Here is a 26,122-nt window from a genome sequence, read left to right as displayed (position 1 = left end):
AGAACGACGTAATTGGAAGCATCAGCGATTCACGCTAGCTATACGCGCTTAGCCAGCATAAGGTGCGAAGTCGAGTAGTTAAGTGGTTCTATTGTTGAGTGGCGTTTCAGCGCCTGTAACGGGAGTAGCGAACGAACCACTTTGTCTCATCATGACTAGGGTTTCGGTGAAGTAGCCAAATTCCGTCTTCTCACAGTGCAGCTGATCTCGATAGCAAGAATCAGCCACTACGATCGGTGGGTGAAACTTCGCCAATCGTACCGCTATCGCTTGGTTTTCCGCATCTAGACAGTGCCGTCTCGTGCCAATTACACGGTCGAAATCGATGTCTGGTTCCGGCATCGTGACTTGGTGCCTGTCTCACAGTAGTCAATTACCGATACTCCACTGCAATGGTCAATAACGAACGCAAACTAGTGGCCACAGATCAGAGATGCACTCGAAGTCGACGAGGATCGCCTTTGCAGTTCGTGGCTCACGGGAAGTTTTGTGAACCAGACAAAGGACGTCACGCAAGAGAGCGACGTCGATGTTGTCCTCGCATTCGAGACCGACGAGGCCACAGATGAATTCGGCATTGTTGAAACTCTCGGACGGTGAGAGGTTCCAGGAGTCGTGCTGAATGCAAGGAGCAGATCTTGCAGACTAGTCTAGTTCGATCCCTCCGGTGGAGAGTTGGCGAGCGAGTTGCGAACGAACCCATTCGTACTCCTCCTGGTCGAGAATCTCAAAGTATGCTTCTCCAATCGCAAGCACCGGTCGAACAGGCAGCGCAACGTTTCCAATCGTCGGGTTGGTTTCGCTTCGCACGGGCATTCCCAGGTCCTCCCCGTCCAGGGTAGCCGATCCGGCGATGATCGGATACATTTGACGTGGCATCAGAATGGCGTGGTGTCCGTTGGGGGTGGACCCAACGAATGTCACCTCTCCGACATCGAACACCCTGTCAGCAATGGGGGCGAGTATCTGTGCTACTCCAGGAACGCGCCACAGAGACACCGGGATGCGAGCTCCGATGGTGTTCATAATTCTCGTCGGCCAAGAGGCCTCAAGTTTGACAGTCAGGACGAAATCAGGATCGTCCATTTCCACACGGAGTTCCATCGGCCCAATCCATGTGAGTGTGATATTCGAAGATTCGACGTGATCGGTTGCCGCTCCGTAGTAGCGAGGGCAGGCAGTGTCGTGACGCGGCCCATCCACGTAAATCGACCATGTGCCATCCGGGGTCCGATGCCAAATCGTCTTGTAGGGCGCGAAATCGTTCTCGGGAAACACACGGAGTGCGAGGACGTGACCGGTATCCAAGGGAAGGCCATAGATGCCGAAGCCATGGACGTGCTCATAGCCCGAAATGGGTGAAGGCTGGATCATCGGCCGTAACTGCTGTACTTTTGCTGCGACTCCATCCTCCCAAGTATTTGCTTGACGGTGATTTTCCTCACTGTTTGTCGAAGACATGAAAAAACCTACACACCGTACCCACACCCCGTAAGGAAATAACGTTGTCTCCTCACTGTCAAGATCATCTAATCCCCGAGCTGTCACAGCCGCAAACTCCGACTCACGAATCAAGCGACAAATATCACCATCACTTGTTTGCTCCGCGACCTGAGATATGAAGTGTTGAAGACGTACTCATTTCTCTATAGATGCTGTCCTGCTGACCGGGGGTCCGATATCCGTCGAGCTGTTTCCCTACCTTAGTCATCGTGTGACGGCGTTTCTCGCCTGTCCAATGGAGAGATGGATCACGTGTCGTCAGTTGGGTCGTACGCGTGTGCGTCGTCGACTGACGGTGCTCCGATGGCGAGGATCCGTGTGTCCGTTTCGGCGGTTTCCATTATGATCGCTCAATATCGACTCATTGCCTGCAGGTTTTGTATCACCTATTAGGGATCGCAAACCCTTTGCGACATCTCAGAGTACGAAATATAATGAATCCCCGCCGTCAAGGTACCTGGCTCGTCGTAATCGGTGTCATCCTTTTCGTATTAACTGTAGTAGTCAGTGGGGCTCTTGCGCCAGAGATTGGTTCCGTCGGCGATAGCGACAGCCGCCAAACTTTAGTGGGATCACAAGGTGGTGGGCCTGGTTGGCACGAATATGGAAGTGTGTATCTTTTGACTGGCCGGGATGTGACATGGCGCGAAGCCAGTGCCGGTAGCTATTTCGACGTAACGAAGACGAGCAATGGAACGGTATTGGCAGGGTTTATGGATGGGGGATATCAGGCGTGTGGTCCCTATGAATCTCCATGTTCACGCTCAGGGTTTCGTGTGATTGATCCCACACCCACTCCCCATGTCATTTCGGAATATAGTTTTCCAGTTCGTGACAAAAAGGACAGTGAGGTTCACGATGTCGAGCGCCTCCCTTCAGGGGAATATCTGATGACCGATATGGAACACGAGCGCATCTTTACGGTAAAAAATGGAGCAGTCACATGGCAATGGAACGGGCGTTCATTCTACGACGCGCCAAGTGATCCAACAAAGTCGGACTGGCTGCACATCAACGATGTCGACGTCATTGGTGATGGTCGATATCTGATTTCGATTCGGAACACAAACCAATTATTGGTCATTCAACGAGGCAAAGGTGTTGTCGAGGTGATCAACAAGGATACTCCAACGAGCTCTGATGCAAGCTGTCGACGATCGGGCCAGTTGGCTGACTATGACAATGATGGCGATGTACGCTGTGGTGATCCCTCTGTGCTTAATCATCAACATAATCCACAGTGGTTAGGAGATGGTGCCGTACTCGTTGCCGATAGCGACAATGACCGAATTGTTGAACTTCACCGCACCGAGAGTGGGGAATGGCGCCCTGTTTGGACGGTAGGAAGTGCTAGTGGCGTCGAGTTTAATTGGCCACGTGACGCTGATCGACTGCCAAATGGAAATACGCTCATCACCGATACGCTAAACAGACGGATCGTCGAGGTGAATTCCGAAGGCAAAGTCGTATGGAGTACAAGAACATCACGGATCCCGTATGAAGCGGACCGACTCCCGGTGGGTGAAACAGTCGGTGGACCGCAATACAGTTCAGATACGTCATCAATCGTTGCGCCAGGGAATGACATCCCGATCCTCTCATCGATCCTCGTTCTCCTTCGAGCGATTGTCCCAATGACACCGTTCTGGTTCGGTGTTCCTCAGTTAGCTTTGTCACTGTTCTCACTCGCCTTGATTCTTATTGGGGGTGTTCAATATCTACGTCATTGATGATTGAAGGTCCTCAAATCGCAGATGCACTGGCTGTCGTTTCATTCCAAGCGTACCAGCGACCCACTGAGCGGTGACTGCCGGAAACGCGGACTAACGAATCACCCAAGAGATTTCGTCACCAGTGATCCGAATTAGTCGTCTTTTCTCAACTATTCTGCCACTGGTCTTTTGTAGTATTATACCGTCAGAACGCTTGTATGGCTGATTTGATTGTCCAATCCGCAGTGAAAGACCAGCTCGAAGGACAGAATGTGGCCAGCGACTTCTACGATGCACTCGACGACGAAGTCGCATCCATTCTTGAAGACGCTTCTCGACGGGCTGAAGAAAACGATCGTAAAACCGTCCAAGTGCGCGACTTGTAACTGCTCATCGTCTCGCCGTAGCATCAACCTGTTTTTTGTTCGTTGCTATACAGAACACACTTCTCTAATGGCTGACCGCCATTCCGAGATGGTCCAGATTACGGGACGAGCTTCAGGCTTCTTTTTGCGGATTTCGCTCGTCATGAACCAGAGGATACTCGCTGAAGAATACGACCGAGTGTGTTCATTTGCTTTCGATTGTAATGGGTAAAATTGTAGCGGTTGCTATTGTTGCGCTCACTGGATACCTCGACGATCTCAAATTGCACGAGTAACGCCAGCAGATTACCCCTCATTTGGGGTGTCAGACTGGAATCGGGAAGATCTGCACTCAGTTTCTTGGTAAAGGGATAGTTCCGCGAGCAGACTTCGAGCGCTTCACCGACACTCTCTGGGCCAAACCTTCTACGACGTGCGAAAGAAGTTCGCTATTTCACCCCACGAAGTAGCTAGGATCCAGTAACGAGAAGCACTGATGTGGGAGCAGCGTCCTAGCAATCCAAGGATATCTACACAACTGTTACTCGGAGATCCCGTACGTTTCGTCGCCCCAATCTCTTGTGGGTAAGTCATACACAGGTTGGTGGTGATCGATTTCGTCAAGGTGAGCCTGGTCTTCGTCATCTAGTGTCCAGTCAAACAGCTCCAAGTTCGCTTGTACATGGTCAGGTGAAGATGACTTAGGGAAGACAACAATACCTTTCTCGACGGCCCACTTGAGAATAATCTGAGCTGGCTCTCGGTCATACTTCTCTGCCATGTCCTGAACAGTGTCGTCAGCAAAAACCTCTGTCCGGCCAAGCGGAGCAGCGGCTTCAATGATGGTGCCGGTCTCACGACAATACTCGACAATATCATCCTGTGTATTCCAAGGGTGATATTCTATCTGATTAACGGCGATAGGCACGTCTGAAATATGATGAGCGCAGCTAAGCTGGTATGCACTGAAGTTAGAAACGCCGATATTCTTGATTTTACCCTCGTTGTGGAGCGTTGCCATTGCATCCAAGGTTTCGCGAAGTGAAATTGCAGGGTTCGGCCAGTGAATCAAGTACAGATCTAGGTAGTCGGTACCCAGTCGTTCCAATGAATCCTCGCAGGAAGCAATAACTGCCTCGTAGTTTAGATGTTTCGGGAGGACTTTTGAAGTTAGAAAGATATCCTCGCGGTCGAACTCGGATATCACATCTCCGATGTCGCTTTCGTTATGGTATCCTTCGGCGGTATCGACGTGTGCGTATCCCGCATCTAAGCCTGTCCGAACTGATTGACGGACGGTGTCACCGTTGATGTTCCAGGTGCCGATTCCAACCATTGGAAGTTCGTCTCCACTTGGCAGTGTTTTTGTTGGGGAGGTCATCAGGCAAGTAGTATCCATTGGTACCCAAAATCATTCGGTTCACGGACAGCTCTGCCTGCTTGTTTCGACAAGAGGGATTTGTGTAGAAGATGATGCGAGGGCTGTGACCTCGTCAAAATCTAGTTCCTTAAACAAATAGATATCGAGAGTGAAGTACCACAGGTCAGGTGACCCGTGGAACTCTCGCTGTATTTTCTTTAGACAGCCTTTCTCACTGTGACGAGGGACATGAACCAGCATCACGTGCTCAGTGACGTTGTGTACCGATTCGTGAGGTTCTCAAAACCAACCCAAACTGTTTGTGAATGACCCCCGTCTGATTGTCCGATGGTCGACGCACGAGAATATCACGAGCGAACGAACCACTCTCTCGAGAGTATTCGGGGCGATACGTTCTCGCTAAACTACGCGAACAAGCCACGTCCCTACAAAGTGTACGAGAGGTTGCCACAGCGTTCACTCCCAGAATCGACACGCTCGCCGGACGAACCAGCCTTATCGGCGATCACTACATCGACCGATACTCCGCGTGATGGCCCGCAATCCTCGCTTGATGCCCAAGCCGTCCACACCCTCTGTCACTACGCAATGGGGGTCACGAAAGAACTTGAGAGACAGGGCCAACGGATGCGGTTTCGGGCAGCCTCTTGTACGGGAAAGCTCTATCACGTAGACCTCTATGCTGTCACAGGTGACATCGACGGGCTTGCCCCCGGCGTCTATCACTTCGATCCCCATACTGAATCGTTCGACGTACTTCGTGAGGGCGATTATCGAGGCGTCCTCGCTCGAGCAACGGGCAACCACGCGGCAGTCTCCGATGCCCCCGTTACGTTCGTTGCCACCTCCGAATGGTGGCGCAACGCCTGGAAATACCGCGATCGAACCTATCGCCACGCGTTCTGGGACTCAGGCACCATCCTCGCTAACCTATTGGCAGTCGCCCACGGAAATGGTCATCAGGCGTCAGTCGTCACCGGATTCGCGGACGAGACGGTCGCTCAACTCCTCGGTGTCGATTCCACAGACGAAGCTCCGCTCGAACTCGTTCCTATCGGTAGCGGTGACCCAGCTCCAGATTCCCCCCCAGCCACAACGATCAATCCCGAAGAGACGCCACTCTCACAGAATCCCGTCGAGTATCCGCTGGTGGCCGACGCTTGGGAGCAGAGTACGTTGGCAGACGGTGAGGCAGTGCAGGCGTGGCGTGACCAAGTTCAGGATGTGTCCAAGGATGCGTTCGGACGCCATGACTTGGGTGATGGGGAACTGATTTCCCTCGATCCAGTCGATACCGAGACGGCGTCGAGTCGTCCGGTGTGGTCTACCATCGAACGTCGGGGCTCACTCCGAGAGTACAGCCACGACTCGATAAGTTCGCGGCAGTTCGCGACGATTCTTGACCGCGCGCTTCGTGGGATACCCACAGACTGTTTTGATAGTGAGCGTATCGACGGATTGGTCGATTGTTACTGTCTTGTTCACGCTGTCGACAACATTCCATCTGGTGCGTATCAGTATCATCCGGATGCACAGACTCTCGAACGACTGAGTGATATCAACCGACGAACCGCAGGGCATCTCGCGCTCGACCAGCCAGTCGTTGGGGACGCTGCGGTGAACGTGTATCTTATGGCAGATATCGACGCCATCGTCGAGACTGCCGGGAACCGAGGGTATCGAGTAGCCCAGCTGGAAGGTGGCATCGGGTTAGGGCGGTTGTATCTCGCGACCTATGCACACCGTGCACTCGGTGGCCGTGGGTTCACCTTCTACGACGACCTCGTGACTGATTTCTTCTCGCCTCGAGCGGCGAATCAGACGCCGATGACGCTGTTTGCGTTTGGAAAATCGACACGGTAGTACGACTATACGGCGGAGAGGCACCGTGTCGATATCACCGCGCTATCGTAGACAAAACTGAGTGACCTCGTGAACGATCATTCTATTGATGTAGCCACTCTGGGAGACTAACTCCTCTGGGTATTCATGACTAATACGTTAGCGTACAGTTGCCTGCCTAATTAACAAAAGCGACGGCAAAGAGTGGTGGTCTGTTGTAACTTTCTTTGAAAACATATGCTGTATCTGCATACTGAATATGTATACAATACACAGTCAGTCATATTCCCCGTGACTGAAAACCGGTTTCAAATATATTCTATTTTAACCCAATTTGACGAATAAGTGTTTACCACCTTCAACGAAGACCAAACCGTGATGGATGATACTTCACAAAAAGACACTGATCGTCGGAGAGAGAAGACACTAACCAGTTCCCGACGCGGATTTTTGGGTGCAATGGGGATCGGAAGTACCGCATTTTGGCCGTCATTCAACCAGGAAGAGGGTGACCCAGCTTCACGTTACAATCGAGAGCACCGTCCTTGGGCACCTCGTGACCACGACCACAGTGGACAATATGGATCGACGAGCCATCTAGGCAAATCATCTCCAGTACGATCAATCACGGTCGACGAACTCGAGGTAGCTCAACAGTCGAACATTGTAATTGTGTCTGCGCTTCCAGCAGTATCTGGAAGTGGCACGCGCACTGATCCGTATGTTTCTCCCTCCAAAACGGGCGGCATGCAGGAGGCATTCGAACGACTAGATGCGATCGGAGGCGGTGTCATCTACTACCCGAGTGGCTACTACGGAACCGGTACCACTGCCTGGGAAATCGACCTTGCTGAATACGATAATCTGCGAAACAACTGGGCGATCTACGGTGATGGACTCGAATCGTCACGAATCCAATGTGGAACAGATAGTGGAAACGGAATTCAGATCCACGATTCAGCCGGAACAGCGATGTTCTACACCGAAATCGTCGGAGTTCGATTCGAAGGCGAATGTGCTGACTTCACCTTCGTCTGGGGATCGGAGGATTTGGGTGATGCGTACAACAGTTGTTGGTCACGGTTCTCGACGTCGAACAGTAACCCGGATGGTACCGGTGCCTGCCAACTGAATTTCATCCTGAATTCCTATCATTATGGTGTTCACAATGCGGCAGGCGGCATCGGTGTAGAGATGCGCCGCGTTCAATTCTCCGGTATCGAAGGGAGCTTCAGTTCCGGCGAGAACGCTGATGACACTGCCCTCCGAGTTCGAGAGTATTCGTTTGCAAACCACTTCCGCTATCTGAACATCGAAGCGACCTACCACGGAATCCATATCGCCGACTCACGGGCAATCTACAACATATTCCAAAACGCCTACTTCGCAAACGTGCGCGGGACAGCCGTTATTCAAGACATCGACGAGAACGGACCTCGATTCCCTGCAGCAGCCGAACAGGGGACGTACTTCCATAACCCGTTCGTCGCGGGAGCAGTCGAGAACATCGTCGAGCATACTGGTGGAACTCTCTACGTGGATGGATCGACGAGAAAGTGGCCGTCTGCAACCCAACAAACCTTCGAAGGTGATCGATACGGCGGGAATTATCGCGATGCGTCGTCTTTCGAATTCGAACCACGATCTTCCCCACCTGAACACCAGCTCGGTCGTATCGCACTCGCTGATGGTCAGTCGTGGGATCCTGACGCCGATGGTCATCCGGAGCTCGTCATCTCGAACGGAACCGAATGGATCGAACTGACTGACCTCTCATCGACAGTCTCGTAGAAAACGACTCTCTTTCCTTACGCCTGTGAATCTACGGACTGCGTCGGCTCTACAACCATCTCTTGATCGGAACCAGTATGGAAAGCATCCTCACCGAGTCCTGCAGATTTGAGTGTAGTGCCATCATCTGCAAAGAGATGGAGGTCCGATTCCTCGAAGAAGTACGTTACTTGCTCTCCTTCTGTAAGCTCCACATCTTCATCTACGCGGGCAGTCCACGATTCCTGACCAACGAGAAGATAGAGGAAATTATCACTCCCCATCGGCTCGACGACGTCAAGCATCGCGGTCTGACTATGATTGTTCGTCCCTTCATCGTCCGTTACCGAGATGTCTTCCGGTCGCACACCCACAGTCAGCCGCTGGCCTATAGTCAAATCACATTCCTGGACGATCGTTTCGTCGATTGGGTACGCAAACGTGGTAGTAGCATCGTCGGCTGTCAAGACATACTGGTCGTCCGTCTCGCTGAGTTGGACCTCGAGGAAGTTCATCGATGGTTCACCGAGGAATCCGGCGACGAACTGATTGGTGGGATGATGGTAGACATAATCCGGCGTGCCGATCTGCTGAAGTTCCCCATTATTCAACACCGCAATACGATCGGACATCGTCATCGCCTCTGTCTGATCGTGCGTAACGTAAATCGTCGTCACACCGAGTTGCCGATGGAGCCGCTGTATCTCGGTTCGCATCTGGGCACGAAGCTTCGCGTCGAGATTTGACAACGGTTCATCCATCAAGAACACTTCCGGGTCACGAACGATCGCACGGCCGAGCGCGATTCGTTGTTTCTGTCCACCGGATACCTGGGCTGGCTTTTTATCGAGGATTCCTTCGATATCCATGATGGACGCTGCTTCGTTGACACGGTCCATTCGTTCTTCGTCCGACAGATCGGTCGTCATCTTCAATCCGAAGCTCATGTTTTCCGCAGCGGTCATATGCGGATAGAGTGCGAAGTCTTGGAACACCATCGCCATATCCCGTTGCTGTGGCGAATTCCCCGTAATGTCTGTCTCATCGAGGCGGATAGAGCCAGACGTCGGTGTTTCGAGCCCCGCGATACACCGAAGCGTGGTTGATTTTCCACAGCCACTCGGTCCGAGTAAGACTAGAAACTCTTCTTCTTCGACGGTGATGTCCAGGTTATCGACCGCGACGACTTCGTTGACACTGTCCGCTGCTGTGAATGACTTGACCAAATGATCGATCCGAAGCGTACCCATGACTAATTATGTAGTCTGTGAACAGGTACCAAAACGATTGGCCTCGAGATGGAGTGGTGGCTAACATTTTTGGAAATATTCAAACAACAGTCGAGATCGGCCAATTCGGCCTACTGCGTCCCTGCTGGTCCATATTCTCGATCAAAGTAATCGAGTTCGTCGAACATCTCGGTTGCCGTGTCCCACTGTTCGGAGGTCAATCGACCGATGTTCGCACCATCGGAAAAGAGTGAAATCCCGTGTGCACCGCCGTGTAGTGCGAGTTGAATCGCACTAACCAGTTCGTCATCCTCCAACCGATTGAACGGTCGCTCGCCCCGTCCAGTACGTATCGATGGTGTAATCGGCGTATTCGTTTGTTGGCGAAGCGACCGGACGACTTCACGAATCCACACCGGATGCATGTCGAGGTCGATGTGTGCCGTCCGAGGGGAGAGAATATCGGCGTATTCCGCGACGTCACGCTGGTCGACGCCAAGCATTTTCCGACTGTCATCGACGGCCGTTTCGAGGTTTGAAAACGCTTCTAACTCAATATTGACGAGAAAGTCCGAACGTTCGCGGAACGGGTCGCTCAGTTTCCTGAGAAGCGAATCGATCTGCATACATCGTCGGTCGATCCATGCTGATGACCGTTCAGAGACGCTTTGGAGTTCATATTGCTCCCGGCATTTCTCACAATAACAGGAGAGATAGTTGGACTCACCGTTGCCGATCGGCTGAAATTCGAAATGAGTGAACTGAATTCCATCAACGTCGTAGTCCGCGATCTCGTTGGTAATTGCTTGCAGGTGATCCGAGACAACCTCGTGACTCGGGCACGCCCAGTGCATGTGTTCAGCCGAGACGTTCGGGTATCTGATCTCCGTTCCTTCCCTTGCTACTTGGACGGTTTCAGGGTACTGTTCTAGGAGATATTTATCGCACAGGACGAACATCGTCGGAACGATATTGATGTCGTGAACTGCTGCAGCATCGGCGAGTTCGCCGAGTAAATCCCGGCCGGGGACCTGGTTCGGTGCGACGTCGGAATCGTAGAACACCCGACCATCACTCTCTTTCGTGATAACGAAAATCGTGTTCACACCGTTATTGGCGAGTCGTTTCAATTCCGCGTCGGGTTGCATCGTCGACCACGGGTAGAGAGTTACTGCTCGTAGTAACTGAGCGTTCCACCATGGATCGGCTGTGTTCCCTTCAGACATCGCAATATTCCAATAAAATACATACGGAAGTTTAACTCTATGGCTCGTATCGACCGAAATCTTCCATCCTCGGTCTCAAACAAACATCTTTGGATATTATCGAATATGGCCCCTAATTTCAATACATACCGATAGAGAGTCACTCTCACACGGCACAAAACATCCGTCACTGACTATGAACAATTCACGCTTTACTCGGCAAGTCCCCAATGCACGGTCTCAGCCTCGCCCCCGACGAACGCTCGAACCCGACGGGTCAGAAATCCTTTCGGTTGCGACAGCGATGGGGTCCGAGACACGGTGGAATATCATCAAGGCATTATCAACTGAAACACGAACGATCCACGAACTCACCGAACTGGTCGGTCTTTCGAAGGGGACGGTTTCGGTTCACGTAAAGCAACTTGAGGAAGCCGGACTCGCTGCCTCACGGTTCAACGTGAGTGACAATGGTGGCGTCGAAAAAGAAATCTCACTTGCGGTCGACGAAATCACGGTCGATCTAAGCGATATCTAACGTCGTTTTTCTCACGTACCAAAGCTATCGGTCGTGAATAAAATAATAGATGAATCCCAACGCGAGTACACCGTCGATTAGACGAGCAATCGGCTATCCTTGTCACCAGAGGCCTGGAATTGTCTCAACGACTCCAAGTAATCCACACGGGTCAATCTATCGGGAGCAGTGAGAACGTGATTAGGAGTTTCGTTGCAGGCTGTGTTATTCTGACCCCATTCCCGTTGAGAGATACCGAGTTGCAAGCATCAGAACAGTCGCGATCAAACCCGGTCCGAGCAGCACGAACCCAGCGACGGTAAAACCGAATAAGAGACCGATCGAGAGACAAAAAGTGGCCAACCCGATGGTTGGTACCAACTGTCCTAACACGAGTTCAGCGGACCGCCGAGCTGTCTTGCGAGCAGAACGGTCACCATCGACCAGGAGCGGATAGTAATACAGCAACAGCACCGAGAGAACGATCAGTATATCGACCGAGAAAAAGGCGAGCAGACCGTATGCAATCTCACCGGTTCGCTGGAATTGAATCCACGAGAGACCTGCGATATCGATGAGAACAAACGTCGGAACGAGTGGGAGTTGACTCCGCCAGAAACACCGTCGAAATACGGACAGAGCGGTGCGTAGTCGGAACCGATCTCCACGGAGTACGTTTCCAGCGGCGGCGACAGCGGTGGCGGTCGCTGGACCGAGGAGAATGATGGTCGGTGCTAGAAGGCACCAGCAAACGCTCACGATGAGGATGATCGGTAGTGATCGATACGCTGCGGCGATGGCCTCTTTTGAGAGACCGATGAAGTTGACCCGATTTCGATGAGTGTCGACAACCATTGATTTGGAATTCGTGGTGGATAATCGTACAGCTATGCTTTGAGCCCGGACATTGTGACTCCCTTGATGAAATACCGCCGTAGCAGCAAGAACAGCAGTATCGTTGGGAGTGCGAGGAGTGTTGCACCCGCCATTAATGGTCCCAAGCTATTGCCATAGAGACCTGTTTTGGCGAACAAGGTAATGCTCACCGGCAGAGTGTACATGCTTTCGTTTTTGATCACGATGAGGTCCCAGAGCATCTGATTCCAGCGGTTCATGAAGGTAAAAATCGCGACCGTTGCGATAGCGGGCATCGAATTGGGCAACACGATACGAAAGACGATATCGAGTTCGTTACACCCGTCCATCCGTGCGGCATCGATGAGGCTGTCAGGGAACTGTTTGAAGAACTGGGTTAGTAGGAATATCCCAAACGAACTTATCGCGAAGGGGGCAATCATCGCCTGATACGTATTGACCCACCCGAGTTTGACGATGATGACGAACTGCGGAATCAAAAGCAGGATTCCGGGAATCATCATTGTCGCGAGGATGAAGTTGTACGTAACACTACGTCCATACCAATCTAGTTTCGCGAGGGAATAGGCAACGATACACGACGTGATGACTACCGAGACGACCACGGCTCCCGTGACGATGATACTGTTGATGAACTGGCGAACGATCGGGACGTTTTCGAGGAGGAATCGATAGTTCTCTAACGTGAATGTCGATGGGATCACCTGCAACGAGTAGATGTCATTTGCAGGCTTAAACGACATCGAGACCATCAGAGCGAACGGGAATACTGGGAGGATGACTCCGAGTGTCAGTACGATATACACGAGTATTTTCTTCCCCGAAAGCTCGGACAATCGTTCGTGACCGTCGGCAAACACTCCGGAGTTATCGGATTCGATACTCATTATACCGACACCTCCTGATCGACGTAGTTACGTTCGACGTAGCTGATGACAAAGATCATCGCCGCGAGGATCACACCAATCGTACTCGCATAGCCCATCTCGAGATACGAGAAGGCGTTTTGGTAGATAACGAGAACGAACGTTTTGGTTGCGCCGTTTGGCCCACCGCTCGTCATGATGAACGGCTCGGTGAAGATTTGGAACGCTGTAATCGTCGAGAGGATCACTACTACCAGAATACTCGGGTTCAACAACGGGAGGGTGATGTAGCGGAACTGTTGCCACTCGCTGGCACCGTCGAGCGATGCCGACTCATAGATCGTTTCCGGGAGTGATTGCAGATTCGCAAGGAAGATGATCGCGTAGTAGCCGATGAACTTCCATGATACCATCATCGCGATGGCCGGCATTGCCCATGTGGTACTGCCGAGGAAGTTGATCTCCGTTCCCGCAACAGCGAGCATCTGATTGATGTACCCGTCCGGCGCGTAAATCCACTTGAAGACGACGGCAACGACGACGCCGCTCGTGACATACGGAACGAAGTACCCTGCCATATAGAGTGCCCGTCCGCGAACGATCCGATCCAGCAACACCGCTACGCCGAGAGCAAGCACTATCTGTGTCGGGACGTTCACGACGAAGAAGTACAACGTGTTTTTGAGGAGTTTCCAGAAGAGCTCGCTCGTCAGTAATTGCACGTAGTGGTCGATCCCAACGAACGGTGTTTCGGGGCTGATGATGGACCATTCGTGAAAGCTCAAGTAGAGTGCGAACAGGAACGGAAAGATCAGGAACACCGACGCCCAGAGGAACCACGGTACGATGAGAGCCCATCCCATCAAGTTATCGTCGTGATCCCCAAGACGCTTGGTTGCAGTTCCGAGAAGGGGCAGGTGTGCTATCCGCTGGCGAAATCCACTTTTCGTGGTCGCTGTATCCGCTTTCCTTGTCCCTGGTTCAGTTGTTGCGTCTGGCATAGATATTGAATTCGTTACTATCCGTTGAGTGCTTGATTGATACCGTTCTCAGCGTCGTCGAGCCCTTTTTGTGGTGGTTTCTTCCCCAACGCAACGGGTACGAAACACTGTTCGCCAAACACGTTCATGATCTTCGTATAATCTGGCGTGTACGCGGGTGGATGTGATGTCTTGAGTGCCTGTGCGTACGGTTTGATATTAGGATTTTTCTCAAAGAAGCCGCTTGCAGAACTGACGAGATCCTTTCGAAGCGGTAGTTGGAGCGTCTTCTTCAGGAATTTCGTGTCCCACTTCGATTGTTGCTCGAAACTCACGAACTTCCAGGCTTGCTTTGGCTGTTTGGCCGACGCGAAAATCGAGGTGTTCTTCGGGTCTGCATACGTGTGGCTGTTCTGTTTGGTTCCGTCCGGAACTGGGGGGTTCATGTGCGACATCGAGACGTCCTTGTTGACGCCTTCGAAGTACGGGATAACCCATGGCCCGCCAGTATTGATGACTGCTTCATTGTGTGGGAATTTCGGCTTCTCGCTCCCTTGTGTGGGGGCGAGATCGGCGCTATAGAGATCTTGGAAGAATTGGAGGACTGTCTTTGCTGTATTGTTATTGAAGGCAGGCTCGACAGAATCTCCTTTCTGTGTGAACATTGATTTCTTGCCCTCCGATGCGGCAAGGTACAACGGGAGGAAGTCGAACCAACGCTCGTACCACGTCGGTTTCGGTGCCCGATCCCAGAGCACCTTTGCGTTACTATCACCGACGATCTTCTTTCCAGCCTCAAGGAGTCCAGACAGCGTCGTCGGGTACTCGTCCGAGTTTTTATAACCGGCCTTCTTGAGAACGGTGTCGTTATATTGGAACAACACTGGATTTGCCTTCCACGGTGCCTGATAAAGACCACCATCCGGTGCTTCGTAGCGTTTCAAAATTGTCTTGCCACACCGATCGGTCAGGAAATTCTTTACGCCATCAATTTCGTAGAGGTCCTTTGCAGCGCCGTTCTCCTGGAGTTGCGCGGCAAATCCAGGGAACACGTTTGCGAATACGTCGGGTTCAGTATTCGATGCAAGTGCCGACAGGACCACTTGTTCGGAGCTATCCCCTTCGGGAACCGGCCGTACCTTCAGTTTCGAGTCGTGGGATTTGAGGAACTCTTTCTTTGCATTGTTGTGGAACGCCAATTCCTCTTTGTTTGGTGACGACCAAAATTCGGTTTTACCGCTTTTCTCCCCATCTGATCCACCACTGGAACCACCCAGCCCACCTGTGCAACCAGCGAGGGAGAGCATCGCTGCCGTACTTGTACCGGCTGTGGCTTTCACGAATTGTCGACGTCGAAGTGTATTGTGCCTCGTCATGTGATTGCTTCACAACTGTGCAATCAATTGTGATGTATAAACTTCGCTCTCGAATTTGATTTGCATCAAACGGGTTTGAGAGATATCGATAGTTCAACGCCAGCGACCGATGTATTCGCACTGGAAGAGAGGCATAGCCGAACGACGATAGGGAAGAAATCCTTTATTTCCCCGTTTTATTTTTGAGAAAACAATCGGCTGCATACCGGTCGACATCGAGAGGGGAGAGCTTGTCGCTAGAGACACCCACGAAGATACTCTATTGCCTGCGGGACCGCCTCGAAGTCATCCTCTTCGCCCTCGTATTCGAGCGTCACGAAGTCGTCATACCCCTGCTCAGACAGCGCCGTCAGTGATTCGTCGTAGTAGGGATAGTTCGGCTCAGATCCATCCTCAGCCAAATCATCATACGCCGCGTGGACGTGATCCGCTAAATGCAAGGTTCGGTCGATCGATGGCTTTCCATCGATGTAGTTTGCCAAGTCTAGAACAAGACCGAGGTCACCGTTCACGAGGCTTCGAATGTGGAAGATGTCGTCTGCCGTCCGAATGAGACCATCGTGGTTATGATTTTCAACAGCGAGCGTCGTCTCAACGGTCTCACCGTAGTCGACGCACTCCTGTAGACACGTCGCGACATCTGTCCACACCTGTGGATCATCGTGTTCGCGGTCGTGGAGCCTCGGAAATCCGGTGAACGCTCGGAGCACGGGTGCGCCGAGCTGATCGCCGTGATCCAACCACGTTTTGACCACCTCGACGTCTTCACGTCGCTCTTCGGGTGATCCCTTGGCGAAGTCGTTGTAAAAGACGGATAAACATGCAATCTCCAGATCGTACTCTGAAAGGAGATCCGAAACCTCCCCAATCGTCTTTTCATCATCTCCTGGAAGATGTCCGTCGAGCAGTTCGACGCCCGAAATTTCCAGTTCTGTACTACAAATTTCGAGGAACTCCTCGAGAGACATCTCGTCTTCGAGTTCGTCGTGGTAAGAATACGAACTGCAAGCGAGCTTCATTTGTCCACCTCCGTCTCGAGCGGGAAGTGAACGCGTTGCCCGGATTCCGACGATTGATAGATGGCCATTACGACTTCGAGTGCGCGTTTTCCATCTCGACCAGTTACGGTCGGTTCGCTGTTGGTTCTGGCCGATTGTATAAAGTGTTCTACCGGACCGCCGTATTTGGATTGCTCCGGAATCGGAACGTCGACGGTTCCACAATCGTTACCCAATTCGAGCCGAAGTGACGGTGCGACTTTGTCGACGTAGAGGACGCCTTCTTCACCGACGATCTGCATCTCGATAGATTCGGGATCCGTTCGCCACGCCGTCTCAAAGGTCCCAAGTACACCATCTTCGAACTGAAGAGCAGCGACAGCCGTATCTTCGACGTCTCCGTCCATCGATAAGGTGTCACTATACCCCGATAGAGACGAAACCGACCCGAACAGATGGTTGATGAGGTCAGCATTGTGGACGCCTATATCGATGAGCGCACCACCGCCCGACGTATCTGCATCCGTAAACCACGTCGACCGCGGTGACCATCCTTCCGGACCAGGATGGCTAAACCGACTTCGCACTGACAGCACCTCGCCGATCACTCCCTTCTCGAGTACCTCTTTGGTCTTCTCATACACTGGGTTAAAGCGTTCAGTCTGGTCGATCATCAGGAATGCTTCACTGGCATCCGCCGCGTCGATCATCGCATCGGCTTCTGCCAAGGATGTGCTGATCGGCTTCTCACAGAGAACGAGGATATCGTGTTCGAGAGCGGTACAGACGACTTCTTTGTGTAGATGATTCGGAAGACACACACTGACAGCATCGACACTGCCTGATTCGAGCATCTCAGTGTAATCCGTATAGTATGAATCTATCTCGAATTCCTCCGCGACCGTCGCAGCTTTCTTTTCCTCAACGTCGCACACGGCTACGAGGTCGACTAAATCGCTCGTTCGATATGCAGGTATGTGAAGCCGTTGCGCTATTGCTCCGGTACCGATAACTGCTGTTCGTAGATTCTCGGTCTCAAGACCCTCGGTTTCGGAGGAAATCATGATCTCTTGTCCCATATTCACGCAACTGTCGTTCAACACTCCCAATTAATGTCTTCCTCAAATTTGATTAGAACAGTCGATATTTGGAAACCATCGAATATCTACGCGTTTCAAAAAACTACGTATCCTCTCCAGATCCGAATGTCAAAGTGGATTCATACCCCACTTAGCTCGCGCTTCATTGACCAAATGTGATGAATTCGTAATTCAATATTCTCATTCTATGACGGCCGTTACACATTTTCTGAACTCCTCACTGAGAGCGGATTTTCATAACGCATCATGAGGCGTCCCACTCTTGTTCAACAACTGATTTGGATAGACATCGTAAGCAAGCCCAATCAACAACGGCTCGACTTCAGCAAGTGTCGCTGGTACCGTATATGGACCATCGTCATCCAGCCCCCACGCGTGCACCCGGAGATACGTCTGCTGTTGCAACGTACACATCCCCGGCTCGATCAGTGCCTCTACCCAATAGTCCATGCAGTCGTTTTCATCACGAAGTGCCATCGGGAGTTCGCCAGTATGCCTGTAATTCCTATCGCCCCATCGTACAAAACTTCACGTCGCGTTCCGATTCTCCGCAATCTCGACTGCCATTTCGAACTCAACTCCCGCCGTTTTCCGGACATATGAGTTGCAGTCACAAGGTCGAGTAAGTGTATTAACGGGGGAATTAGAACCGTTAGACGCGATGGGCTTGTACGATCACGTTCGTATCGAAGACGGACTCAAGATTGACCTTCCAGAGTTCAATGGCGACCCGACCGATGTCGATTGGCAGACGAAGACGTTCAGACAGCCGAGGATGGACGTCTATACGATTACGATGGATAGACGGCTGTTCAAAGAAGAAGCACATTACGAGAGTGTTCCGGAAACAGAGCGTCCAAAGTACGACGATGAGCTCGATGGCTTCGAAAAAGAGTGGCATGAAGGAGTGGGAAGTCTTCGGAAAATCCAGGACGGGTGGACAGATACCGATTATCATGGAATCCTCGAGTTTCACCACCACATTGATGGCGAAAGCTACGCGTACGAAGCGAAGTTCACCGATGGCGACCTCGTCACAATCGAACGCGTCGAGCGAGGATAATTATTGCAAAGTGGAGAATAACCTGTCGACCCCCGTGCCCTTCACGCACTTTCTTCGTCCACTCCTCCAGCGTACTATCACGTGCAAACCCGACGTTACATCAGAGCTCCCGAGCTGCACGCTCTCCTTCGTGAATAGCTTCTTTGATCGTCCGCGCAGCGACTGCATCTCCGACGACGCGAACGTCTGAGACGACATTCGACAATGCCCGTTCAAGGTGGTTGTTTGCCCGATGGAAACCGGCAAGTACGACGCTATCGAGGTCAGTAAGTTCGACTGATTTCCCACGTTTGTCGAGCGTCACGGTCGGCCACTCGACACTACTGACAGTCGCAAAGGTGTGAATCTCTATGGGAGTCTCCATTCCGAAGAGATCACGGTGGAGCTTCGCTTTCGTCGGACCAGTGAGGTCACCACCCGGATCTCCACCCGGTTGTGCGAAATGCACCGTTCGACCGTCTTCGGCGAGGAATTTCGCAGTCCCGATGCCCTTCCAGTGGTGTTCGCCATCGTCAACGACGAGGACGTGTTCACCAGGATCCTCGTACCGATCTTCGCCTGCAGTATCCACCTGTGTAGCGAGTACTTGTGAACTCGTCACTACCCGCGCACCGTCCCATCCCGGGATATCGTTCTCGCGGATTCCCAGCCCGTGATATCCTCGGGGGAAAGTCGGCTGTGAGGACCCAGTAGCAACGATCACTGCATCAGGAGACTCACGTTCAACGTACGCAGCCGTCACCTCGATACCAGTTCTGACATCGACATTCTCACGATCGAGTGCTTCTTGGAGCCAGAGAATGGGTTTCTCGAACTCTTCTTTATTCGGGATTTCTTTGGCGAATCGGACCTGCCCACCGAGCGTTTCATCTCGTTCACAAAGGGTAACGCGATGTCCGGCACGAGCGGCGACTTCGGCGGCCTTCATTCCGGCGGGGCCACCACCAATCACGAGTACGTCCTTGGGAGTCGCCGTCTCCGTAAGTGTCCCAGCGCCGAGTTCAGCTTCGAAGCCTGTTGCTGGATTCAACACACATCGACAGGCTGCACCGTCGTAGATCCGTTGAATGCAGCCTTGATTGCACCCCATACACTCGATGAGTTCGTCGAGCCGTCCCTCCTGTGCTTTGCGTGCGATGTGTGGGTCGGCAATGTGACCGCGCGTCATTGAGACGAGATCCGCAGCCTCTTCTTGCAGGATTTGGTCCGCCTGACGAGGGTCAGTAATCCGGCCCGTCGTGGCGACAGTCATCGACGGATTTTCCTCCTGGACAACCGCACGGATGCGCTTGGCGAGCGGTGCAAGGAGCGCATGCTCCCGTTGCATATCCGGAACGATGTAATCCTGTTTCTGGTACGTTCCGGCCTTCACGACGAGGTAATCGATCTGGGTCGTCGCTGCGAGTCGCCGTGCTACGTCTTCGTACTCATCGACACCCATGCCATGCGGAGCATCATCCATTGCATTGACTTGCAGGCCGACAACGAAATCCTCGCCAACTTCGTCGCGAACAGCATCGATCGTCTCGTACACGATTCGCAGCCGGTTCTCCAGGGAACCACCGTACTCGTCCGTTCGCTCGTTTGAGTACGGTGAGATGAATTGCGAAAGCAGGTACCCGCCATACCCAGAGTGAATTTCGACGCCATCGAATCCCCCACGCTGGATGACACCGGCGGTCGTCGCGTACCCGTCGACGAGTTCTCGAATCTCCTTTCGAGTCATCTGGCGCGGCATCTCCCGGTTCACCGGCCCCGGAATATCGGAAGCGGACAGGACCGGTTGTTCGCTCAGGAGACTCGTCATCTGGCGGCCGTAGTGGAGATTCTGGCAGAAGATCTTCGCACCAGTGTCGTGAACGGCATCGGTCAACCGTCGGAGTCCGGGGACGATATCGTCGTCCCAACCGCGAATCGCACTCCCGGACATCGAACTGGGGTGATTCGCGAGATAGGCCATCACGATGAGTCCGATACCACCGTTTCCGCGTTCGACGTAGTAGTCGATGAGCGTATCTGTGATTTCAGAGCCACGAGCGTAGTTCGTTGTATGACCGGTCATCATCAGGCGATTGCGTAAATCGACGCCGCCGATGCTTGTCGGTTCGAACAGTCGTTCGTATTGGTAGTCGTTCGGGTCTGTCTCACTTACGATCGAAACGTCTGTTGTTTCCTTTGTCATTGAAATCGATGTTTGATTTGGATGTGGTCGTTTGTCATTCGTCGATTTGTTCTTCACCACCGTCGGTGGCGACGCTTTGCGGGAGCCGACCGCCCTTCAGCCGTCCAGTGTCCAAGACCGCCTTCACTTCCGGTTTTAATTGCTCGTAGGTGGCGGTCGATGTGACCAGTGACACGAGGATGAACACGGTAATACCGATTACTTGGGCGACTTGGCCACCGAGGAAGCCCATCGGGATCGTCCACCCGAAATACTGGCCACCATAGGCGAGGAGCAGCGTCAAGACGAGCCCCACACTACCACCCCAAAGAATCCCCTCGGTGGTCGCTCCCTTCCAGTTATACGCGAGTGCCACTCCAGGAAAGATGACCGTGGCAAAGATGGCCCACCCGGCGGCTCCGAGAACGAAGATCAGACCAGGGAATGTCGCGGCGATCACGCCCGCGATGATTAGGATTGTTGCCGTCGCAATCCGTCCGTACAGTACCTCCTGAGAGTCGGTCATGCGAGTTCCCCTGTACTCTTTCATGAAATCGTGTGTGATAGCCGACGCGCCAACGTTGAGAAATGCATTGCTCGTGGACATGATCGCAGCGACGATCGCCGTGAGCACAAAGGCGGTCACGATATCCGGTGCGAAATTGATGAGCGCAAGTGGCAACACCAAATCTGGATTGTCGAAGTTCTGGATGTCACCACGCGCAACTGCAGCGTGTACGTATGGCCCAGCCCACCAGAAGAGTGTAGTCATCAGGTAGGCTGCGCCCGAAATGAGCGCACCCCACTTCAACAGCGACACCCGGCGAATCATGTAGAATTTCGTGATCGCTTGGGGTTGTCCAGCATGTGTGAGATTGATGATTAAAATCGAGAGCAAGAGGCCGATTGAGGCGAGTCCATTGCCGCCAAGAATTGTGAATTGGAAATACTGTGGAAAGTCACTCTGGACGGTACTGATCATCGTGCTGACGCCGCCCGGGTTCGAGGTGACGACGAATGCAAAGGTCAGGACACCGGATAGTGCCATGATCACACCCTGAATCGCATCCGACCAGATCGCTGCGAGGACACCACCGATGACAGTGTAAATCCCGACGACAAGCAACCCGGTAATGAGCCCCGTGATGAAACCGACGGGGAAGATGATCGACATAATGATTCCTAGCGCGGCGTATTGTGCGGCGAGATACCCCATCGAGCCAAGAAAGACAGCAATCGTTCCAAGCAATCGGACTCGCTCGTCTTCGAACCGATGGTACATCGCATCGGAAACGGTAATTGCATTGACGGTCGTTCCGAGGACGCGCATTTTCCGGCCGACGAGCCAGTAAGAGAGGACGAAGGAAAAAACGATAACCGTCGTCGCCCACATCATGAACTCGGTACCGATAGCGTACACAGTTCCAGACAGGCCAACAATACCCCATCCACTCTGTGTTGACGCGAAAATAGAAAGGGCGATGACGAAAATTCCGGCGTTGCGTCCTGCGACGTAGTAATCCTCTTCACTCTTCATGTGTCGACTTGCCACGAAGCCAATGCCAAGCATCAACAACGAGAACAGGATGAAAAAGACCATCGCAGTGGTCGACTGGTAGTGTACACCGAGGTTTTCTCCCCACGATTGGAGGATAACCCATTTCATGGATTAGTCCTCCATGACGTTCGTGTCGTGGTCCTGCTGCCGCCGTTGGACGTCCGTTCCTTCAATGCCAGCGACGTCTTCGATGTTCTGTGCGAGCATCAGTGCACCCACGAGAAAGAGGAGAACCCCGAAAGCGAAAAATTCCAGAACGGGTGATGGAAACCCCATGAGCCATATCAGAGCCACCATCTTACTGTCCCTCCTCTCTTCGACGCCGATTGTGAGATCGTAACTGCTGGTGCAGTCGGTTACCTTGTTCAACCATACCATCCATACGGTGGAAACGGATTCTATTAAAGATTAATCAAAATTCGGTATAAATTACTCTGCTTTGGCTATTATTACTTAGCTTGTAGAGTACGGGGATCCAGAACAGATCTGATTAGACATCACCAATTGGGAGGCAGTCAGACAGGATATTTACCATCTCCACCGTGTCAACCGTGACAAAGCGACCGAGGAAGGGATCGTCTGAATGTGGCAGACGGCGACGCGATTTTAGCCACTATTCCCCTTTACATGTGGGATAAAAATTGGGAGCGGTCGATCAGGGTCTTGTCGCTCTAAATTTGCAAGGAAATGCTGGATCTTCCTCACTAAGTCCCCTTGATCTTCGAAATCGATCGTATCAACACCATACGTCCATGGAACCTCGTCGATGCTTGCGCTACTGAACTCTTCAGTTGTGAAAATCCGGAATCGCTCACGCGGTTTTCGAATCGGTTCGGAGTTTCCCTGTCGTAGATGGAACTCCCCAAGTATCGCACCAACTTCTGACCCAGCTCCCGTTGTCAGGCCTGCTGGTGTGAACACGAACACAACAGCATCACTGACAGCGGCAAACTCGATAGATTGGGTAAGTACTGGCTTCGATAATTCGTCCTCAGCAGCATCTTTCTCGGTTGGAATGTCGATATCAGTGGCAAGGAAAGCACGGACACCAAATTCCTCACGAAGGGTCGCACAGAGATCATCGAGCGCTACTTCATAGCTTCCTCGGTCATCATCGGTGATGTGTAATTCTGGGTCAAAAAGTGGGTCCTCAATGAATGGTGATTTGAGTTCCTCTCCATCAGAGTACGCGTACGCGGCGTCAAATGCAGTATAGGGTCCCATCACGTACACAAAAACGTCCTCATCCAGTTGGGATTCCTCTGGTTCAGGAGCGTCCCGTTGCACGTACGAAAATACCGACTCTCCTTTGAATTGAAACCCATAATCCCGACGCTTCATCATTCGGCTATAGATACTGAAATAAGGAATAGATACCGTCTCAGAGAAAAGTAGGACATTTGAGTTAAAATTCGTTAACCTAATCAAGGGAGAGGTTGTAGAACCAGTTGTGATGACTGGGGTCTATGAGCCAACAACCTTCGATGCATTGGACCGGGGTGATGTCACTGAATATGTCGAACAACGTCTCTTCAGTGGAAAAATCGACTCGTTAGAACCACACATCGAGCGAAAGAAGGCATTAGCAGACCCAACTCGATATAGCATCCTGTACTTACTCTATGAGTATGACCAGATCTCACGGAAACGACTGGCCGAAGAGACTGGTCGTGATAGTAACGATCTCCAGTACCACTTGCGGGATCTTCTCGATGCAAACCTCGTCGCTAAAATCCCCGCACCAGAAGGCGCTGATGGGAGGCAAACCTACTATCGAATCACCACGCTAGGCAAGCAAGAGATTGGTAGCGATATCGAGCACATCGTTGATGGCCATGCCCATGACGAATACTATCAGATACTCGGGGACCCCGAACTTGTCGATGGAATGCCAGATGACACAAGACTACGCCCGATCATAACGGCAGATATCGACGAGACGACTGCCCTGCAAGATCGCCGAAATGATCTCCGTTCGAAACGGAGAGACTTCCAACGGACACTCAGTCAGGGGTGAGATCGAATGACTACAACTATTGGGCTGATCTTTGACTTCGACGATACACTCGCTCCAGACTCAACGACACAGCTGCTGAAAGAATACGACATAGACCCAGAGGAATTCTGGTTCACTGACTTTCAGTCTCGAGTCCGATCGGGATATGATCCGACTGTCGCCTATCTCTCGTTGTTGCTCGAAAACGTTGGGGAAGGAGAACCACTTGGCGAACTCTCTATTGCGGATCTTAACTCGCTTGGTGCAGAATTGGACGAGCAACTGTACCCAGGACTTCCTTACCTTTTCGACGATATAGACACAATTACAGATGAGTACGAGGACGTAAACGTAGAGTACTACGTCATCTCGGAAGGACTCGAACCAATTATTGAGGGGACGACTATCGCAGATCGTTGTAAGGCAGTGTATGCCTCGCGGTTAGATACTGATTCAGACGGTGTTGTCACGAATATTCAGCGTCCAATTTCGTTCACAGATAAAACCCGGTATCTCTACGAGATTAATAAGGGGATCTCTCCAGAAACTGCGCGGGAAAACCCATACCAGGTGAATGACGAGGTCGCTTCGGAGAAGCGTCGGATTCCGTTCGAGAATATGATCTACGTGGGAGATGGGATCACCGATATCCCGTGCTTTTCCTTGGTCAAAGATCGAGGAGGTCGTGTATTCGGCGTTGTCGATAGTGACGAATCAGCGAAACAACGAGCAATTCTCGATATTGGGTCACCAAGGCGGGCTGACAATCTCAATACACCATCGTATGGCGAGGATGGGAGATTGGGATCACTCCTTCGATTGACCATCGAAGGTATCTGTACTGATAGAGCGATCGATGATCTGGAAGCACTATGAAATGGAATGAAATTGGGTTGAATTACTATACCGCCTCATATCATAATCCAACTTGAATCATTCCTGTTACGACGAAACAATTTTACAATCCGATTGAGACAATCGTCTCGTGCCAATTACACGGTCGAAATCGATGTTTGGTTCCGGCATCGCGATTTGGTTCCTGTATCACAGTAGCTAATTACCGACACATCCACTGCAATGGGCAATAACAAAAGTAAACCAATCTGGCCACAGATCCGAGATGTACTCGGAGTTAACGAGGATCGACTTTGCGGTGCGTGGCTCACGGGAAGTTTTTGTCACACCTGCATCATATTCAAGTCGGAAATTTGATGTAGACACCAAAAGAAACGGGAGAAAAGCTAGTTCACAAGCGATAAACACATAGAGGGTCCCGAACTCCACAACAATATTCTCTTGCTTCTTTGCAATAGTCACAAAGCTTATTATTTGGGTTTATAATTCAGTGACATGGAACGAATCACCCGACGGACCTTCCTTCAAACGACTGGTGCTGCAACCGGAGCTATGCTTTTGAGCAGTGGCACGGGAGGTGCTACCTCTCCCTCAGAGGCAGCAGATGTGTTTGCCCCAGAAAATAGCTGGTCAACACCATTAGGGACTGCCGGGAAAACACGAGCGACACATGCCGCTGGACCGGCTGGCCTGTACCTCCGGTCACGATGGAGAGATGGTTCTTCCGGTTACTTTTCTGGGGATTCTGATTCTTAGAGTCCAGTTGTCG

24 protein-coding genes are annotated in these 26,122 nt (G+C 51.9%); 9 read left to right on the top strand and 15 right to left on the bottom strand.

Translation table 11 applies throughout. The features are described from left to right. Positions 1-645: 645 nt before the first annotated feature. A complete protein-coding gene (locus AC1XDK_RS26935) occupies positions 646-1,461 on the bottom strand; it encodes a hypothetical protein (RefSeq protein ID WP_483353100.1) in 816 nt (271 codons plus the stop codon). A gap of 476 nt (positions 1,462-1,937) precedes the next feature. On the opposite strand from AC1XDK_RS26935, the gene AC1XDK_RS26930 reads away from it, so the two are divergent. After that, the gene (locus AC1XDK_RS26930) at positions 1,938-3,233 is read left to right on the top strand and encodes an arylsulfotransferase family protein (RefSeq protein WP_483353099.1); all 1,296 of its coding nucleotides are present in this window, start codon (positions 1,938-1,940) and stop codon (positions 3,231-3,233) included. Positions 3,234-3,433: 200 nt separating this feature from the next. Then, positions 3,434-3,601, top strand: a complete 168-nt coding sequence (locus AC1XDK_RS26925) for a DUF1931 domain-containing protein (RefSeq protein WP_483353098.1) — start codon at positions 3,434-3,436, stop codon at positions 3,599-3,601. A 520-nt stretch (positions 3,602-4,121) separates the two neighbouring features. Here the strand turns inward: AC1XDK_RS26925 and AC1XDK_RS26920 are convergent. Beyond that, on the bottom strand, positions 4,122-4,961 hold the full coding sequence (locus AC1XDK_RS26920; protein WP_483353097.1) for an aldo/keto reductase: 840 nt from the start codon (positions 4,959-4,961) through the stop codon (positions 4,122-4,124). 327 nt (positions 4,962-5,288) lie between these two features. Between AC1XDK_RS26920 and AC1XDK_RS26915 the strand changes: the two genes are divergently transcribed. Both AC1XDK_RS26915 and AC1XDK_RS26910 read left to right on the top strand, forming a co-directional pair. Beyond that, complete coding sequence (locus AC1XDK_RS26915) at positions 5,289-6,824, top strand: SagB family peptide dehydrogenase (RefSeq protein ID WP_483353096.1); 1,536 nt, start codon at positions 5,289-5,291, stop codon at positions 6,822-6,824. Positions 6,825-7,181: 357 nt separating this feature from the next. Further along, positions 7,182-8,594, top strand: a complete 1,413-nt coding sequence (locus AC1XDK_RS26910) for a hypothetical protein (protein ID WP_483353095.1) — start codon at positions 7,182-7,184, stop codon at positions 8,592-8,594. A gap of 17 nt (positions 8,595-8,611) precedes the next feature. Here AC1XDK_RS26910 and AC1XDK_RS26905 read toward each other — a convergent pair whose 3' ends face one another. Both AC1XDK_RS26905 and AC1XDK_RS26900 read right to left on the bottom strand, forming a co-directional pair. Continuing rightward, positions 8,612-9,823: an ABC transporter ATP-binding protein gene (locus AC1XDK_RS26905; RefSeq protein ID WP_483353094.1), complete on the bottom strand. Its 1,212-nt coding sequence runs from the start codon at positions 9,821-9,823 to the stop codon at positions 8,612-8,614. A gap of 110 nt (positions 9,824-9,933) precedes the next feature. Next, positions 9,934-10,950 carry a family 10 glycosylhydrolase gene (locus AC1XDK_RS26900; protein WP_483353093.1) on the bottom strand — a complete coding sequence of 339 codons (1,017 nt, stop codon included), beginning with the start codon at positions 10,948-10,950 and terminating at the stop codon, positions 9,934-9,936. 253 nt (positions 10,951-11,203) lie between these two features. On the opposite strand from AC1XDK_RS26900, the gene AC1XDK_RS26895 reads away from it, so the two are divergent. Next, entirely contained in the window at positions 11,204-11,545 is a 342-nt protein-coding gene (locus AC1XDK_RS26895) for an ArsR/SmtB family transcription factor (protein WP_483353092.1), read from the top strand. 204 nt (positions 11,546-11,749) lie between these two features. Here AC1XDK_RS26895 and AC1XDK_RS26890 read toward each other — a convergent pair whose 3' ends face one another. The 7 genes from AC1XDK_RS26890 to AC1XDK_RS26860 form a co-directional block, all read right to left on the bottom strand. Next, positions 11,750-12,379: a hypothetical protein gene (locus AC1XDK_RS26890; protein WP_483353091.1), complete on the bottom strand. Its 630-nt coding sequence runs from the start codon at positions 12,377-12,379 to the stop codon at positions 11,750-11,752. A gap of 32 nt (positions 12,380-12,411) precedes the next feature. Further along, positions 12,412-13,236, bottom strand: a complete 825-nt coding sequence (locus tag AC1XDK_RS26885) for a carbohydrate ABC transporter permease (RefSeq protein ID WP_483353090.1) — start codon at positions 13,234-13,236, stop codon at positions 12,412-12,414. A 50-nt stretch (positions 13,237-13,286) separates the two neighbouring features. Beyond that, complete coding sequence (locus tag AC1XDK_RS26880) at positions 13,287-14,129, bottom strand: carbohydrate ABC transporter permease (protein WP_483353089.1); 843 nt, start codon at positions 14,127-14,129, stop codon at positions 13,287-13,289. A gap of 155 nt (positions 14,130-14,284) precedes the next feature. Next, positions 14,285-15,586 carry an extracellular solute-binding protein gene (locus AC1XDK_RS26875; RefSeq protein ID WP_483353088.1) on the bottom strand — a complete coding sequence of 434 codons (1,302 nt, stop codon included), beginning with the start codon at positions 15,584-15,586 and terminating at the stop codon, positions 14,285-14,287. Between the two features lie 272 nt (positions 15,587-15,858). Beyond that, entirely contained in the window at positions 15,859-16,641 is a 783-nt protein-coding gene (locus tag AC1XDK_RS26870; RefSeq protein WP_483353087.1) for a sugar phosphate isomerase/epimerase family protein, read from the bottom strand. Further along, positions 16,638-17,684, bottom strand: coding sequence for a Gfo/Idh/MocA family protein (locus AC1XDK_RS26865; RefSeq protein ID WP_483353086.1), 1,047 nt, complete (start codon positions 17,682-17,684; stop codon positions 16,638-16,640). The genes AC1XDK_RS26870 and AC1XDK_RS26865 overlap by 4 nt, the downstream gene beginning before the upstream one ends. Before the next feature lie 270 nt (positions 17,685-17,954). Then, positions 17,955-18,197, bottom strand: a complete 243-nt coding sequence (locus AC1XDK_RS26860) for a hypothetical protein (protein WP_483353085.1) — start codon at positions 18,195-18,197, stop codon at positions 17,955-17,957. Between the two features lie 184 nt (positions 18,198-18,381). On the opposite strand from AC1XDK_RS26860, the gene AC1XDK_RS26855 reads away from it, so the two are divergent. Next, on the top strand, positions 18,382-18,783 hold the full coding sequence (locus AC1XDK_RS26855; RefSeq protein ID WP_483353084.1) for a hypothetical protein: 402 nt from the start codon (positions 18,382-18,384) through the stop codon (positions 18,781-18,783). A 100-nt stretch (positions 18,784-18,883) separates the two neighbouring features. Here AC1XDK_RS26855 and AC1XDK_RS26850 read toward each other — a convergent pair whose 3' ends face one another. The 4 genes from AC1XDK_RS26850 to AC1XDK_RS26835 form a co-directional block, all read right to left on the bottom strand. Then, on the bottom strand, positions 18,884-20,965 hold the full coding sequence (locus AC1XDK_RS26850) for an oxidoreductase (protein ID WP_483353083.1): 2,082 nt from the start codon (positions 20,963-20,965) through the stop codon (positions 18,884-18,886). Between the two features lie 34 nt (positions 20,966-20,999). Continuing rightward, complete coding sequence (locus AC1XDK_RS26845; RefSeq protein ID WP_483353082.1) at positions 21,000-22,610, bottom strand: sodium:solute symporter family transporter; 1,611 nt, start codon at positions 22,608-22,610, stop codon at positions 21,000-21,002. Between the two features lie 3 nt (positions 22,611-22,613). Then, on the bottom strand, positions 22,614-22,799 hold the full coding sequence (locus tag AC1XDK_RS26840; protein WP_483353081.1) for a hypothetical protein: 186 nt from the start codon (positions 22,797-22,799) through the stop codon (positions 22,614-22,616). Between the two features lie 309 nt (positions 22,800-23,108). After that, complete coding sequence (locus tag AC1XDK_RS26835; protein ID WP_483353080.1) at positions 23,109-23,846, bottom strand: DUF7509 family protein; 738 nt, start codon at positions 23,844-23,846, stop codon at positions 23,109-23,111. Positions 23,847-23,955: 109 nt separating this feature from the next. Between AC1XDK_RS26835 and AC1XDK_RS26830 the strand changes: the two genes are divergently transcribed. From AC1XDK_RS26830 to AC1XDK_RS26820, 3 genes are all read left to right on the top strand, one after another. After that, entirely contained in the window at positions 23,956-24,519 is a 564-nt protein-coding gene (locus AC1XDK_RS26830; RefSeq protein ID WP_483353079.1) for a winged helix-turn-helix domain-containing protein, read from the top strand. A gap of 6 nt (positions 24,520-24,525) precedes the next feature. Further along, positions 24,526-25,374 carry an HAD family hydrolase gene (locus AC1XDK_RS26825; RefSeq protein ID WP_483353078.1) on the top strand — a complete coding sequence of 283 codons (849 nt, stop codon included), beginning with the start codon at positions 24,526-24,528 and terminating at the stop codon, positions 25,372-25,374. Positions 25,375-25,848: 474 nt separating this feature from the next. Next, positions 25,849-26,109 carry a twin-arginine translocation signal domain-containing protein gene (locus AC1XDK_RS26820; RefSeq protein WP_483353077.1) on the top strand — a complete coding sequence of 87 codons (261 nt, stop codon included), beginning with the start codon at positions 25,849-25,851 and terminating at the stop codon, positions 26,107-26,109. The last annotated feature ends 13 nt before the right edge of the window (positions 26,110-26,122 follow it).

It is taken from the genome of Haladaptatus sp. HS23, assembly GCF_056892285.1.
The sequence above is the reverse complement of the archived record's forward strand: the minus strand, read 5'-3'. Positions and strand labels throughout refer to the sequence as shown.